At 68.3% G+C, this 13607-nt stretch carries 18 protein-coding genes; all 18 read right to left on the minus strand.

Annotated features, from left to right (window positions below; genetic code table 11):
• Positions 1–5 precede the first annotated feature (5 nt).
• Positions 6–827, minus strand: coding sequence for a hypothetical protein (locus MTO99_RS06845; protein WP_243558067.1), 822 nt, complete (start codon positions 825–827; stop codon positions 6–8).
• Positions 827–2992, minus strand: coding sequence for a phage tail protein (locus MTO99_RS06850; protein ID WP_243558068.1), 2166 nt, complete (start codon positions 2990–2992; stop codon positions 827–829). Before MTO99_RS06850 ends, MTO99_RS06845 begins: the two co-directional genes overlap by 1 nt.
• 16 nt (positions 2993–3008) lie before the next feature.
• On the minus strand, positions 3009–3317 hold the full coding sequence (locus MTO99_RS06855; RefSeq protein ID WP_243558069.1) for a hypothetical protein: 309 nt from the start codon (positions 3315–3317) through the stop codon (positions 3009–3011).
• Positions 3318–3373: 56 nt separating this feature from the next.
• Positions 3374–3664, minus strand: coding sequence for a hypothetical protein (locus tag MTO99_RS06860; RefSeq protein ID WP_243558070.1), 291 nt, complete (start codon positions 3662–3664; stop codon positions 3374–3376).
• Between the two features lie 96 nt (positions 3665–3760).
• Entirely contained in the window at positions 3761–4345 is a 585-nt protein-coding gene (locus tag MTO99_RS06865; RefSeq protein WP_243558071.1) for a phage tail tube protein, read from the minus strand.
• A 70-nt stretch (positions 4346–4415) separates the two neighbouring features.
• Positions 4416–4847: a hypothetical protein gene (locus tag MTO99_RS06870; RefSeq protein ID WP_243558072.1), complete on the minus strand. Its 432-nt coding sequence runs from the start codon at positions 4845–4847 to the stop codon at positions 4416–4418.
• On the minus strand, positions 4847–5116 hold the full coding sequence (locus tag MTO99_RS06875) for an HK97 gp10 family phage protein (protein ID WP_243558073.1): 270 nt from the start codon (positions 5114–5116) through the stop codon (positions 4847–4849). Before MTO99_RS06875 ends, MTO99_RS06870 begins: the two co-directional genes overlap by 1 nt.
• Positions 5117–5119: 3 nt before the next feature.
• On the minus strand, positions 5120–5476 hold the full coding sequence (locus MTO99_RS06880) for a hypothetical protein (protein WP_243558074.1): 357 nt from the start codon (positions 5474–5476) through the stop codon (positions 5120–5122).
• Positions 5442–5660, minus strand: coding sequence for a DUF7302 family protein (locus MTO99_RS06885; RefSeq protein ID WP_243558075.1), 219 nt, complete (start codon positions 5658–5660; stop codon positions 5442–5444). Before MTO99_RS06885 ends, MTO99_RS06880 begins: the two co-directional genes overlap by 35 nt.
• 103 nt (positions 5661–5763) lie before the next feature.
• Positions 5764–6282: a hypothetical protein gene (locus tag MTO99_RS06890; protein WP_243558076.1), complete on the minus strand. Its 519-nt coding sequence runs from the start codon at positions 6280–6282 to the stop codon at positions 5764–5766.
• 13 nt (positions 6283–6295) lie between these two features.
• On the minus strand, positions 6296–6451 hold the full coding sequence (locus MTO99_RS06895; protein WP_243558077.1) for a hypothetical protein: 156 nt from the start codon (positions 6449–6451) through the stop codon (positions 6296–6298).
• Positions 6451–7713, minus strand: a complete 1263-nt coding sequence (locus MTO99_RS06900; RefSeq protein ID WP_243558078.1) for a phage major capsid protein — start codon at positions 7711–7713, stop codon at positions 6451–6453. Before MTO99_RS06900 ends, MTO99_RS06895 begins: the two co-directional genes overlap by 1 nt.
• A 17-nt stretch (positions 7714–7730) precedes the next feature.
• Positions 7731–8438 carry an HK97 family phage prohead protease gene (locus MTO99_RS06905; protein WP_243558079.1) on the minus strand — a complete coding sequence of 236 codons (708 nt, stop codon included), beginning with the start codon at positions 8436–8438 and terminating at the stop codon, positions 7731–7733.
• Positions 8413–9876, minus strand: coding sequence for a phage portal protein (locus MTO99_RS06910; protein ID WP_243558080.1), 1464 nt, complete (start codon positions 9874–9876; stop codon positions 8413–8415). The genes MTO99_RS06905 and MTO99_RS06910 overlap by 26 nt, the downstream gene beginning before the upstream one ends.
• The gene (locus MTO99_RS06915; protein WP_243558081.1) at positions 9873–10079 is read right to left on the minus strand and encodes a hypothetical protein; all 207 of its coding nucleotides are present in this window, start codon (positions 10077–10079) and stop codon (positions 9873–9875) included. The genes MTO99_RS06910 and MTO99_RS06915 overlap by 4 nt, the downstream gene beginning before the upstream one ends.
• 18 nt (positions 10080–10097) lie before the next feature.
• Positions 10098–11681 carry a terminase large subunit domain-containing protein gene (locus MTO99_RS06920; RefSeq protein WP_243558082.1) on the minus strand — a complete coding sequence of 528 codons (1584 nt, stop codon included), beginning with the start codon at positions 11679–11681 and terminating at the stop codon, positions 10098–10100.
• A 14-nt stretch (positions 11682–11695) separates the two neighbouring features.
• A complete protein-coding gene (locus MTO99_RS06925; protein ID WP_243558083.1) occupies positions 11696–12331 on the minus strand; it encodes a terminase small subunit in 636 nt (211 codons plus the stop codon).
• Positions 12324–13574, minus strand: a complete 1251-nt coding sequence (locus MTO99_RS06930) for a DNA modification methylase (RefSeq protein WP_243558084.1) — start codon at positions 13572–13574, stop codon at positions 12324–12326. Before MTO99_RS06930 ends, MTO99_RS06925 begins: the two co-directional genes overlap by 8 nt.
• Positions 13575–13607: the final 33 nt, after the last annotated feature.

Raw genomic sequence — 13607 nt, forward strand, 5'->3', positions numbered from 1 at the left:
CCCCCTCAGGCCAGCGGCGGCGGATTCCGCAGCGCATCGATGTACGTCGCCCACTCAGTCGCCGCCTGCCGGTACGTCGCCCGCGGCGGATACTTCCGATCCAGGAACTCGCGGAACGCCTGATAGCTGTACACCGCGACGATCACATCCAGCACCGGCCGGGTGACCTCATCCCCGGCGATATCCCACACATCCGTGTCACCGCCGACCCGGGCATCCCACGGGATCATCGGCACCGTGTCCACGGTCGCGAAGAACGCGCCGGGCAGCCGCATCCGCTCCGACCGGACGCAGATCACCGACTCCGCCAGAATCGCCGCCAGCGTCGACCGCTCCGCCTCCGACGTCGTCACGCACCGCAGCACGACCTTCTGCAACGCCGAGTAGACACCCGTCATCGCGAACGTCCGCCCACCCGCCTGGTAGATCGCGGTCGGCCTCGTCCTCGTCAACCCCTCAGCGAAACGCGCCTCAGCCCGCAACCGCACCGCGTTCCGAGGCGCGAGCGGATCCGACACCACCACCCACCCCGGCGGCACGACGACCTCCGCCGACAGCGACAACGCGAACCCGAGCGAAACGCCGGACGCATCGAACTGCTCCACCCGGTACGTCACCCGACCGCCGGGCGGGATCTCATAATCGGTGACGAGCAGCCCGCCCGCCACCGTCCGGCGCACCGCGTTCCGCACCGGCACCTGCCCCCACGTCGAGAGCTGCCAGATCGTAACCGACACCGTCCCCGCCAGCAGATCAGCCGGGTCCACGTCGATCACCGCACGCGGCGACGGGTCCATGTCGGAGAACGCGGCCACGACCGACGCCATCACGCACCTCCCCGGAACCGCCGCACCGACGCCTGCTGCTGCGCCCGGTCGTACGCTCCGATACCGGCCTGGACGACCGCCGTCAACGGGGTGCCCTCCACCACCAGGGTGAGACGGTCTCCCGGCCGCAACCACAGTCCGCCAGCACCCACAGCGGAGGCCGACGCCGCGGACGGTGACGAGAGCGCGAACGGCACAGCCGGCCCGTCCCCGAACCCTGCCTCGAACTGCTCGATCAACGACGCACCGCCCTCAGCGATGCTCCGCCACCCTGCACCCGACAAGGGCCCCCGCTTCGCCGGCGAATGCGGGAAGAACGACTTCGCGAAGTCCAGCACCCCGCCGACCGCGTCGCCGACCGAGCCGAGCATCGACTTGATGCCGTTGATGAAGCCCTCGATGATCGCCTTGCCCGAGTTGTAGAGCCAGTCACCGGCGCCGCGCACCGCATCCACGACCTTGTCCCGCAGCCCGGTCACCCAGTTCACCGCAGTGGCGACCGCAGCGCCGATGCTGGCCGCCAGATGAGCGAACCAGCCCGTGACCCCCGAGATCACCGAGCCGACCTGGTTGCCGAACTCGACCAGGGACCCGGCGCCGTTCATCACGGTCGTCATGAACTCTTCGAACGTCGAATCCCCGTCCAGCCATGACAGGAACCCGTTCAGGATCTCCCAGTTGGTCGCGAAGTTCTTCGCCATGTCGATCAGGAACGGGCTGATGTCGATCAGCCCCTGGATGATCAACGGCAGCAGCTCCGCACCCATCCGGGCGAGCTCGGGCAGCAGCGGGGCGATCTCCGTGATCAGATCGCCGATCATCGGCGCCGAGTCAGCAAGCGCCTGACCCAGCAGCGGGCCGACCTGCTCGATCACCTCATTCAGGACGGGGATCAGGGTCGTGTTCGCCATGTCCGTGAGCGTCGTCAACGCCGGAATCAGCGCAGTGCCAAGTTTCGCCTGCGCGTTCTCCCACTCCGCCGTCAACCGGGCCTGCTGACCAGCGAGCGTGTCAGATTCACGCCCGAACGTGCCCTGCGCATCCGCGGTCTGCTCCATCAGGATGGCCAACGCAGCCTGCGCCTCAGCCTGCTTGAGCGCCTCACCCTCAAGACCGGAGAGACCCTGCGCCGCCAAGCGTGCGTTGATGTCGACCTGCTTCATCGACACGCCGTACCGCTCGATCGGGTCCCGCTCACCACGCAGCAGCGACGAGATCGCCGACACCGCGTCAGCCGTCGACCCACCGAACTGCGCAGCCAGATCAGCGCCCAGCTCGATCAGCCCACCAGTCAGCCCGGTGACCTCGTCGAGCGGGATCGCCATGTTCTTCAGCTGGGCGCCCACGACCGTCGCGAACTCGTTGTACGAACTCGTCGACAACCCGACCGCCTGCGCCGCGCCTGCAGCCCAGTCGCGGATCGTGCCCGCGTTGTCCTTGAACACGGCATCCACAGCGCCCATGGACTGCTGCAGGTCCGACGCCAACGACACGGAGTCCCGCAGGAAGTCGAACCCGGCACGCAACCCGTCCTGGATCGCGTTGCCGATCGACGACATCACGTTCGACGCGAAGTTCCCGATGAAGGAACCGATGCTGACACCCGCGATCAGCTTCCCGAACCCGGACGTGAACCGGTTCCCGCTCGAACGGCCGGCTTCCTCGAACTCGTCACCGACGTCATCCGCGGCATCCGCGAGACGCTTCTGAGCCTGACGGAGATCGTTCGTCGAGTCCTGGGTGCGCTCGTTCGCGGCACCCAGCTGCCGGGTCGCGGACTCGAGCCGCTCCTGTGCCCGCACCACCTGCGACGAATCCGCCGCGTACTTCTCCCGCGCCTCAGCGAGCTGCTTCTCAGCGACCCGCACCTTCCCGGCAGCGTCCTGCTCCTTCAGCCGGGCCGTCGACACCGCACGAGCAGCCTTCGCCACATCCTGCTCAAGCTGCTTCGTAGCCTTCGACGACGCACCGTCCGCGGCGGACTCGAACGCTTTCTTGAAGCCCGCGCCCGACGCCTTCCCCGAGTCGGTGCCCGTCTTCGCGAACACCTGCGTGAACCCGCTGGAAGCCTGCTTCGCAGATCCGTCCACCTCCGACGACACCGCACGGCGGAAGCCCTTGAATGTGGGGACGATCGCGACTTCACCAGAACCGACCTGAGCCAACGCCGCACACCCCCAATCAGCGGAACGCGCTCCTGCGCTCCAACGCCGCGACCAACTCCGCCCGACGCTCCGGCGTCACATCCGCATTCGCATCCGGCACCGACCACGGCCGGCCGAAGTCGTACGGCTCCCGGTGCTTCCTCTGATCCCGGTGCACGTTGAAGTACGCCTCGGCCAGCACCAACTGCGCCAGACCCGATTCAGACATCGCGTACCGGTCGTATCCGCGCAGCGATGCATGCAGGTGCGACCCCGTCTCACGGTTCAGCTCGAGCATCAGGTCACGGGTCTCCCCGAACGTCACCGTGCGGCCCACCGCGGACAACGGCAGGTTGAAGTACCGGCGGAAATCGAACCGCAGCGCCGACTTGTGCTCCTCGATCAGGTCGAGGAGCTCAGGGATTCCCCCAGCGGGATCTCAGCCGCCTCCTGGAACGCGGCGAAGAACGCACGCTGGAACCGGGTGCGCTCCAACGCACCCATCGAGTTGTACGCGTCCTCGAAGTCAGCCCCGAACACGACCCTCACGAGCTCGAACTGCTCGTCCTCGTCCTTGTCGCCCTGCAACGCCGTCCTGATCAGATCGGCCGGAAGGTCGAGGTCGATGGCGAGCGTGTGCCCAGCCTTCGTCGTGTACGTGAACACGTCGTCGACGACCTGGTACTTGGTCATTCGTTCCTCCGTGGGTGAAGTGGGTGAGAGGTGTGGGCGATGACGACAGGTGGACGCCCGCGTCACCCACGATCACGGACGCCCACCGGTCCAGAGTCAGGAGCCGCCGCCACCGTCAGCGGGAAGCAGCCACTCACCGAAGTGCCCGTTCGACAGGTCCGGCGAACGGTTGATCTTGAACGTGAGCTGGTAGCCCAGCACCTCGCCCCGCGTGGACTGATCCTCGGCAACCGACTGCACCTGCGCGTTCGGAGCCACACGCCGGCGGATCGCACCGTTCTTGAAGATCTCCTCCGTGAACAGCACGTACTGCGTCGAATGCCCGCCGCCGTCCACGATGAGGAAGCCGTTCGCGTCCGGCGTGCGACCCGACACGATCGAACGCACGAAGTTGTCCGTCTGCGCCGCCGTGGTCACAAGAGTGACGTTCGACAGGCCGGACGGGATCGAATACGCGTCCTGCCAGAACTCGAGCGGGTTGCCGTCTGGCTCCCACGCCCACTGCGGGCCACCGTCGACCTTCACCAGACCCAGCTTCTTGTACTCCGGGTCCAGCACCAGATCCGGGGCGGCGCCCTCCGACGGCGTCGGGAACGCCGTCCCGAACGGTGCGATGCCGATGTTGCCCGTGACCGGTACGGCAACCGCGGCGATGTCGTTGCCCTGCGCATCTGCAGTCACGACGTCCTCCTTCAATGCGGTCGCCCCGGCAACACCGGGGCGGGATGGATGGGTGGGTTGTGGGTGGAACTCAGAACGCCTGCCCGTGGATCACGAGCTCGGCGGTGAAGTAGCGCCGTGCCCTCGGCGCGTCCTCGGGTACCGCGATCGGACCGGTGGTCGAGTTGACGGCGGCGATCGGGTTCCCCGGCTCGACGCCGGCGCTGGATGCGACGATCGCGCGCACGATCCGGGCCAGGTCGTTCGCGTCTTGAGGCAGCGACTTCGTGCCGGCAAACACGGTCACCCCGATCGATGCCTCGTCGGTGAGGATCGAAGTCTGCGTTGACCCGTCGAACCGGATCACGACGAGCTTCGACGGCCAGGCCCCGGTCGGCTCCGGCTCCTTCACGTCCACCACCACGTCGGCACACACCGCCTCCGGGCGGGCATCGAGCTCCGAGCGGACATGCCCAGTGAGCCAGAGTTCGACGTCAGGGAAGATCACGGCCGGCTCGATCATCACCTTCTCCGTGCGTTCGCGCGCAGCGCGCGCGCCAGGTTCCCGGTGCGCGACTCGATCACCATCGCCTTGTCATCCCCAGCGACAACCAAGCCGACGTACCGGCGCTGCATCTTCCCGGTTGTGCGGATGCTGTTTCGGTACTGGCCCGTATCGACCGGTGCGTTCGCCCTCGCCGTCGCCGCAACCCGTTCGGCGGCCGCATCCACGACGCCACGCACACCAGTCGACCGGCCCAACTGTTCGAAGAACGCGTTGTTGAACTCCACAGCTCATCCCTCCGTCATGTCCAGTGGGATCTCCACGACCGGTTGCCAGCCCGTGAACGGATTGGTGTCCGCCTCCGGGCGCGCATTCACGTAGTAGACCTCGGAGCCTCGACGGATTCGGTCGCCGACCTGCACGTCAACGGCCGGGTCGACGCAGAACAGGCTCTTCGAGGTGAGCACCTGCTGCCGGGTCGCGTCCGACGGGGCCGTCGATGTGGACGACCCGATGAAGGCCCCGTCGATCGGCAGCTCGTCAAGCGGGCCATCCCACGGCCCCGGCACCGTGGCGCCGGGGTCGTAGGGGTTGGTCACGGGCGTCCGACGTTCACGCACCACCGGCTCGCCGAACGGGAACTCCATCGCTCACCTCCGTCTCCGCCGCCTTCTTGGTCGAAGGGGCGCGCTTACGCGTCGCAGACTTCGGGGCGGCCTTCGCGGGCGGCTTCCCGGCGATCGACCAGCCGTTCGCGAGGTAGGCGTCGGCAGCGTCGTCGGGAACGGTGACCTGCCGACCGCTCTTCTCGTGGGTCAGGGTGAGTGCCATGATTTTCGCCCTCTCCTACGGGCCCGGCCGGCGTGACCGCCGCGGCGGGCTCCGATGGGGTGCCCTGCGCGGTGATGGCGACGAACGCCTGCTCGAGCTGGCATCAGGCACCCCACGTCAGCCGGTACGGGGCGAGAAGCTCCTTCTCGGACTCCAGCAGCGGGATCGACACCGCACCGCCGTCGCCACCGGTGGCGACCCGAACCGAGGCGGGGCCGATCGACTGCTGCACCACCGCGCCCTGATTCGTCGACGCCCGCTTCGCCAGCACGTCGATCAGAGCGGCGACTTCGGGAACCTCCGCGAGGTCGTACCCGTGGGTGAGGGTGACCTCGACAGTGCCCGGCTCGTCCGACCAGCAGCCCGACTTCAGGCTGAGGAATCCCGACCGGCGGGAGAACCGCACCGTATCGGTGACATCGCGCCCGTCGTTGACGACCTTCACGAGCGCGACCACCCGAAGGGACGGCAGCAGGATGCGCCGGCCACCGGTGCCGTCGAGCTCGAGCAGCTCGGTGATGAGGGGCGCGACATGCCAACCGCAGTACCGGCGCACCGCGCCGTGCGCGGCGTCGATCCAGAACGCTGCGTCGCGGACGCCGGGTTCGACGATGCGTGCCACGCCCCTCACCCCCTCACTTGTCCTCGGGTTCGGCCGCCTTGTTCGCCGGGGTCTGCGCCTTGTTCCTCGGCTTCTGCGACTTCGCGGCGGGGGCCTTCTTCAGCAGGCCGCGCCGCTCGGCGTCCTCACGACGCCAGCGGACCCCGTCGATCACGACGATGTCGGCCATCAGCCCTCACCGCCGACTTCGCCCACGACCAGGTACGCCGGCTTCCAGATGACCTGCGCGGCGCGCAGCTCGGCGCGCACGTAGGTCAGGTTGCGCTGCGCGTAGTCCTTGTGCTGGTTGAACGCCTGCACCGCGAGACCCTCACGGTCCAGCAGCGCGATCTGCCGGAAGTCGCCGAGAATGAACTGGCCCTTCTCGAGCCGCTCGGACACCGCACGCGGCCGCCCCCAGAGGGTCTGCGGGCCGGACCCGAACGGGCCCTGACCGTAGAACCGCTCGTTGCCGTCCTGCAGCAGGTCGATCTCCTCGTCGTCCTCCGGCGAGAGCAGCACCGCGGTGACGGTTCCGCCCTGGAGGCGAGTGACCTTCGTGATGCCACGGCGAGCCGCCTTCACGAGGTCCATCGGTGCGTCCGAGGCGATCGCCTGCGACTGCACCCCCGAGGTGTGGAGGACGCCCTTCGGCTGCCCGTCCGCGCCCGTGCCGTTGAGCAGGTAGTCCTCGACGACCGAGTCGAGCGAGTACTCGAGCTCGTTCTCCAGGTACGACGCGAACGCCGGCGCGTCGGCGAGGAGGCTGTTCGTCACGTCGAACCCGTCGGCGTAGGTGAACACCTTCGCGTCCGCGAGCGCGGTCGTCAGATCCGACACCGGCTTCAGCGCCGCGTCGTCGTCGGCCGACGTGGCCTCGGGGACGATCGCCGCGTTGCGGGTGACCGCGGTGATCTGCACGTACTCGAAGCTTCCGCCCGTCTGGCCTCGCGAGATCAGGTCGAGCAGGGTCAGCTTCGGCCGCTGGACGAGGTCGACCGTCGGCACCCGGATCGGCTGGAGCCGGGCGACGTCGGTCGTGAGCACGGCCTTCGCGTTCCGCCGGTTCGCGAAGAAGTCCTTCATCGAACCGATCCGGACGGAGTCGATCTTCACCGGCGTGCCGGCGCCGATCGCCCCGCTCGGGAACTGCTTCTGGAAGGTCTGGTACGAGCCCGACTTCGTGAACCGCTCGCCGAGCGGCACGCTCGCGAGGTCCTCCGGGACGTCCTCGGCGGAGTCGTCCGACTTGCCGAGCTCGACGAGGTCCGCGAGGGCCTGCTCCGACTTCGCGATCCGCTCGAGTCGGGCCTTCAGCTCGGAGACCTCGGCGGCCTTCGTCTCGATCTCGGTGAGCTCGTCGTCGGTGAAGTCGCGCTTCTCCGCGGCGGCCTTCGACTGGATGTCGCGGAGCTCCTTCTGGAGCGCCGCGAGCTTCTCCTTGAGATTCATCGGAATCCCCTTCTGCCCTACTGGGCGTCTGTGACGGTGATGAGTCCCAGGTGGTGCTTGGACTGCTCCGGCGTCGGCTCCTCGGTCTTGGCCCCGCTGGGCTCCTCGGCCTTGGCTTCGGTCGGCTCGTCTGCCGTTCCCTGGTCTTCCGCAGCGGCCGGCCCATCCGGGGCGGGCTGCTGGTCGTCCGCCTTCCGGCGGGCGTCTTCGAACGCCGCGCGTGCCGCGTCGTGCGCGGACTTCACGGCGAGGATCTCGGTCTCCTGGTTCGCCCCGACCGGCGCCACGGACACCTCGTGCAGGTCGAGCTTGCGGAGCTCGTAGTAAGAGCCGCCGTCCTCCGGCTTCCGGTCAACCCAGGCGGCCTCGACGATGCCGTACGAGAAGCTCATCTGCCGCACCAGCCGCGCCTTCAGCAACGCGTGCACCTGCTTCGCGTTGTTCGTGTCGAGCAGCTCGCAGTCCACCCAGAGGCCGTGCCCGTCCTCCTTCGCCTCGAGCGTCTGCCCGATGAGCATGAACGGGTCGTCCATCCGGTGCCGCCAGTACAGCGGGATCCCGGCGCCCTTGGACCCGAACCGGGCGAGACTGTCGGTGAACGCGCCCTTGACGACCATGTCGCCGTAACTGTCGACGACGTCGAACACGCTCGCGTACGCGGTGAACCGGCCGTCGCCGGCCTCGCCGATGGTCTTCAACTCAAGTTCGATCGTCTTCGTCAGCATCGCTGTGCCCTCCTCCGAGCAGTTCGCGTTCGGCCTGGTCGTTCAGGCCGGATGCCGTGATGGCGGCGGCAGCAGATGAGAAGCCGAACTTCACGAGGTCATCGGTCAGCTCGCGGTCCCATCGGCCCCGATCCCACGGCTCGGCGCCAGCGGCACGCTGCGACGCGACGACCTGCGCCTGCCGTGCCTTGAACTTCGCGAGCACCTCGCCGAGCGACTTCCCGTCCTGCGGTGACGCCTGCCCGCCGACCAGCACGTTCAACGGCGTCACGAGCTCGTCGCCGCCGTCGATGGCGGGCATGTTGAGCTTCGCGCGAGCCTCGTTCCGGACCATCCACGGCGCCCCGACCGCGGTCGACAGCATGTCCGCCTGCTCCTCGAACGAGCCGCGCAGCTTGGACTCGATGTTCGCCTCGATGTACAGCGAGGCCGCGCGGGACGGTTCGATCTTCGGCACCAGGGTCGCGTTCAGCCCCTGCTGCCACGCGTCGAAGTAGGGCCCCAGGTTGGGCCCGTAGAGCATCTGTTTGAACGCGAGGATGTTCGCGAACGTGCCCGGCCTTGCACCCACCAGCTCAGGCGCCACGTAGAACGCCGACGCCACCTCGACGTCGGTCAGCTGCCGCCCCTCGAGGTCGAGGGTGTCCCGGGGCCGGAACGCATTCACCGGCTTCACGGTCATCCCGTCCTCGAGAATCGGCGTGCCGCCCTCCTGCCCGCCACCCCGCGTGAACTCCTGCCACGACGACACGAACCGCGATCGAGCCGTCTCCTCCCAGCGGGCGCCGAGCGGCCGCTCCAGGACCATCGGCACCCGGGCGCCGTTCTTCCACACTGACCGGCGGTACCGGACCGCCTCGACCTGCTCGTCGAGGATGTCCTGCAGGGTCCGCAGCGGCGAGGTGCCGTTCACCCCACGCTCGGAGTAGCCGACGTCGATCAGGAAGCCCGCCGGGTCGTGCGAACGAGTCTTGCCCTTCACCGTGATCAGCACCTCGGTGATCCGGCCCAGCGCATCGCCCTTGAACCTCACCATCCGCGCCGGAATCCGCACCAGCTCGAACCCGTCCACATGCTCGATGACCTGCGCGACCGACTTGTCGTGCAGCAGGCCGTCGATCAGGTACGACTCCCAGAACCGGTACGCCGTCTGCCCCGGCGCCCGCGACGGCCGCGTGAGCAAGTCGGCCAGCGGCCCCTCCCGCACCCGCAGCCGGTCGTCATCCGCGGCCCGTTCGTACAGGTGCAGCGGCGTCGACGCCAGGTGCCGGGCCACGAACCCCACGACCTTCCGGATCGAAGGCTGGTTCCGCCACGCCGGACCGTACGTCCACGCGTCGTCCCAGTTCGACAGCGGCACCCCCGGGTCCACCAGTTCGATCCCGGTGCCGGCCAGATGCTCGCCAAGCTCGGTCAGCGTCTCGAACACGGGCTTCATCGCGGCACCACCTGCACGTAGACGACCCTCGGCACCGGGACCAGCACGAACCCGGCGATCTTCACCGGCTGCGACTCCTCCAGCGACTCCGCCTCGACCAACGTCACGAACGACCGCGTCGCCGACTCCACCACACCGCGGATCGCGGTCTCCGACGTCGCCACGATCACCGTCCGACCGGTGAGCGTCTTCAGCTCGCGCATGCAAGCCCCCTCCCGGCCTCAGACGACGATCAGGTCGTGCTCCTCGTACGCCGACGCCACGACCTGCGGCTCCGGCCGCACATCGAGCCCGTACAGCGCATTCGCGAGCGACACCAGCCCGCCGATATCGACCACCGACGCGACCCGATCCCACACCCGCACCTCACCGAGCCGCCGCGTCGTCGCGCCGGCCGCAGCCACGTCCAACGCCGGTTGCCCGCGATGCCGGAACGAACGATCCCGAACCTTGTCACGCAGTCGCCCGGCCGACGCACCGAGCGCCGGACCGGCGATCTCGATCACCTCCAGGCCCGCATCCTGCAACGGCTTCGCGAACTCCGCCGCCGGGCACCCCCGGGTCTGCAACGCCACATGACGGATGCCCTGCTTCGCAGCCACCTTCACCGCATGGTCCACAGCCCACAGCATCCCCGCCCGCCGGGCGATCAACTCCCCGTGCGCCAACCCGTCATCACGGAACCCCGCGACCGACAGGTACGTGAACTTCCGATCCGCCGACGTGTCCAACCCGAGCACCATCGGCGACCCATCCGCGACCACCGACCACTCGTCCCGGCACTCCGACCAGCCCAGCCCGTCGAGGTATACGTCGAGCCTTGCCGTCACCCACTGGCACAGCACTTCCGTCCGGTAGCCGGCTTCGGTCATCCCTCGGATATCCGCGAGTGCGGACTGCACCGTCATCGCGCCGTGCCCGATCGACGGATTCGCCTGCAGGATCCCGTCGACGTCGTCGAGTGCACATCCTTCCGGCGCGGACCACTCGAACAGGCCGAGAGAAACGTCGTGGTGGTTTGCGAACTCCTCCGCAGACTGCACCCCCGACTCAACGTAACGCTCCCAATCGGCGATCGATTCGAGTCCGGCATCCCGCTGCGTACGGAGCACGACGGCTAGAGCGTCGCCCGCGTTCGAGATGCCCCACAGCTGACCCGACCAGAACGACTTGGTGGTCTGCGACACCGCGTTCCACGCCGCCCAAGTCTTCTGCTCGCGCATCTCGTCCATCAGCATCCTGGCGGCCGGCTTGCCTCGAGCGTTCATCGCCGCCCGGATCTCGTAGTGTGCCCGCGAGAGCGCGTAGATGCCTTCCTTCCCGTTCGTGTCGGACACCTTCGCGGTCGCCGCCTGCAGAGCCGGAAGTGCAAGCTCGGCCTCCTCTGCAGTGGCAGGGTCCGGGTCGCACCACATCTTCACGAGCGACCACGGCTCCCGGGCAATATCGAGGTTCTGCGCGACACCGACGACCTTGAACTTCACCGGCGGCACCCGGTCTGGATGCCGCGCCGAGTCAACGAATAGCCACCACGCAGCGAGCACCGACGCCAGCAACGTCTTGCCTTGCTGTCGGGCGACGAGCACGATCACCCGGCGGAAGCGGTAGCTGCCGTCCTCGAGGAGTTCGAGCGCGTGGATAAGCAGCCATTTCTGCCACGGGTACAAGACCACGCCGAGGATCACGGCAGCGAACTCGATCACCTCGAAGCCGAGGGACGTCTCCGGGGTGAGCTCCCGCAGCGGCTTCGTCCACAGACGAGGCTCGGTTCGGCCGAATGGTCGGCGCTGCATCGCCTTCGGCATCGGCCTTCCTCCGTTTACGAGATGCCGCGCGCCTTCCGGAAGGCTTGCAGGTCGGTCATGGCAGGTTCGATCGGTGGGCCTGCTGGCGCCGCTCGGGCGACGACGCCGATCGCGTCACGCGCAGCCGGCGTCGCGCCGAGCTTCTCGAGCACGTTCATCAGATGCGGAATCAGGTACAGCGCCTTCGTCACCTGCAGCGGGTCTCCGGTCGCGGTCGCGGCGTCGATCTGCTCGGCCACACGTCGCCCGGCCGCTACGGCGGCGGCATCGATCGTCGGGAGCGAGAGCGCCTTCACCGTCTCGTCGAACGCGTTCGTCATGACGCGCTGGTCGCCAGGGATGCCGGCGAACCGCATGCGCAGCTCCGACAACCGGAGCACCCGGTCAACCGCGGTGACGTCGCCTCTCACGGCCTTCCCCCACAGGCCCGCCTGCAGCCGGTCGAGCCGGTCGAGCTCGAGGCGGCGGATATCATTCGGGTCCTCCTGCAACGCGGCGGCCGACATGCCGGCGGCGATCGCGTTCTCCGTCGCTCTTACCGAGGCGAACCCCAGCTCCTCGCGGATCCGACCGACCGGGATGCCCGCGCGGCGAAGCTCGAGCGCGCTCTGCGCCCGTTTGGCGCGCTCTGCGGCGGTCAACTTAGGCATCGGCTGCCTCCGTGAAGTCGACCTCGACACCGTTCCGCATTGGCACGACGCCGGTGTGCTCCTGCCAGCGACGACAGATGACGTCCGCGTAGCGCGGGTCGAACTCGACGAGCACCGCGATCATGCCGAGATGGTGCGCGGCGATCATGGTCGTGCCCGACCCGGCGAACAGGTCCAGCACCGTCCCGCCAGGCGGGCACGAGTTCCGAAGCATCCGCTCGATCAGCTCGACGGGCTTCATCGTCGGATGCACCGCCGAGCGCTTGGGCCGCGGCACCTCGAATACCGTCGACTGCTTGTTGTCCCCGAACCACCGGACCCCCCCCCGCCCGAGCCGGCCGGAACCCCCCGGCGTGAATCCGTACAACACGGGCTCGTGCCGGTAGTGGTAGTCGGACCTGCCCAGCACGAGCGAGTCCTTCACCCAGACGAACGTCTGGCGTACCCGCACTCCAGCCGCCCGCATCGCGGCCAGGAACTCCTCCCGACCCTGCTCTGGGTGCGCCACATACACCGGCGCGCCGGGGCGGCACACGTCAACAACGACACCCATCGCCGACGCCACCAGGGCGGCAGCCTCCGAGAACGACCCATCATTCTGGATCGACAGTCTCCGGTCGGTCTTCCCGACGTACTGCACCCCGTACGGAGGGTCCGTCCACACTGCATCTGGCACATCCCCGTCGAGCATCGCCCGCACGCCGTCAAGGTCCGCTGCGTCACCGACGAGCAGCCGGTGCACGCCCAGCTGCCACACGTCGCCGGGAGCCGAGATCGGGTCACCCTCAGCCAGGTCCGGCGCGTCGTCCTCGTCGGTCAGCGCCACCGGCTCGTCGAGCTCACGCAGCAGCGCCGCGAGATCTGTCGAAGAGTACCCCGTGCCGGAGAGGTCGCCGGCTTCCTGCAGCACCGCGAGCAGGTCAGCGTCGTCGTACCCGCCGAGATCCGCGATCCGGTTGTCCGCCAGAACGATCGCGGCCGCGCGCTCCTCGTCAACGTCGACGAGCACCGCCGACATCGACTCCCACCCGAGCGCCTTCGCCGCCGCGAACGTGTGATTGCCCGCGAGAATCTCGTTCGGGCGCCCCGTCAACGAACCGGCGTTGACCACGATCGGCTTGTACTGCCCGTGCCGCTCGAGCGACGCCTTCAGGGCCTCGACGTCACCCCGACGCGGGTTCCGGTGGAACGGCAGGAGCTCCGCGAGCGGCAGATCGAGCACCTGTAGCGTGACGGATTTCATCGCGGGTTGACTGCCTTCCGTGTGTGATGGGGG

The sequence above is a fragment of the Agromyces larvae genome, from assembly GCF_022811705.1.
GTDB classification, from domain to species: domain Bacteria; phylum Actinomycetota; class Actinomycetes; order Actinomycetales; family Microbacteriaceae; genus Agromyces; species Agromyces larvae.

Coding starts and splice junctions, on each gene's coding strand:
- MTO99_RS06845 (WP_243558067.1), bottom strand. CDS start 827: ATGGCGTCGGTCGTGGCCGCGTTCTCCGACATGGACCCGTCGCCGCGT.
- MTO99_RS06860 (WP_243558070.1), bottom strand. CDS start 3,664: ATGACCAAGTACCAGGTCGTCGACGACGTGTTCACGTACACGACGAAG.
- MTO99_RS06870 (WP_243558072.1), bottom strand. CDS start 4,847: ATGATCGAGCCGGCCGTGATCTTCCCTGACGTCGAACTCTGGCTCACT.
- MTO99_RS06880 (WP_243558074.1), bottom strand. CDS start 5,476: ATGGAGTTCCCGTTCGGCGAGCCGGTGGTGCGTGAACGTCGGACGCCC.
- MTO99_RS06885 (WP_243558075.1), bottom strand. CDS start 5,660: ATGGCACTCACCCTGACCCACGAGAAGAGCGGTCGGCAGGTCACCGTT.
- MTO99_RS06895 (WP_243558077.1), bottom strand. CDS start 6,451: ATGGCCGACATCGTCGTGATCGACGGGGTCCGCTGGCGTCGTGAGGAC.
- MTO99_RS06900 (WP_243558078.1), bottom strand. CDS start 7,713: ATGAATCTCAAGGAGAAGCTCGCGGCGCTCCAGAAGGAGCTCCGCGAC.
- MTO99_RS06905 (WP_243558079.1), bottom strand. CDS start 8,438: ATGCTGACGAAGACGATCGAACTTGAGTTGAAGACCATCGGCGAGGCC.
- MTO99_RS06910 (WP_243558080.1), bottom strand. CDS start 9,876: ATGAAGCCCGTGTTCGAGACGCTGACCGAGCTTGGCGAGCATCTGGCC.
- MTO99_RS06915 (WP_243558081.1), bottom strand. CDS start 10,079: ATGCGCGAGCTGAAGACGCTCACCGGTCGGACGGTGATCGTGGCGACG.
- MTO99_RS06920 (WP_243558082.1), bottom strand. CDS start 11,681: ATGCCGAAGGCGATGCAGCGCCGACCATTCGGCCGAACCGAGCCTCGT.
- MTO99_RS06925 (WP_243558083.1), bottom strand. CDS start 12,331: ATGCCTAAGTTGACCGCCGCAGAGCGCGCCAAACGGGCGCAGAGCGCG.
- MTO99_RS06930 (WP_243558084.1), bottom strand. CDS start 13,574: ATGAAATCCGTCACGCTACAGGTGCTCGATCTGCCGCTCGCGGAGCTC.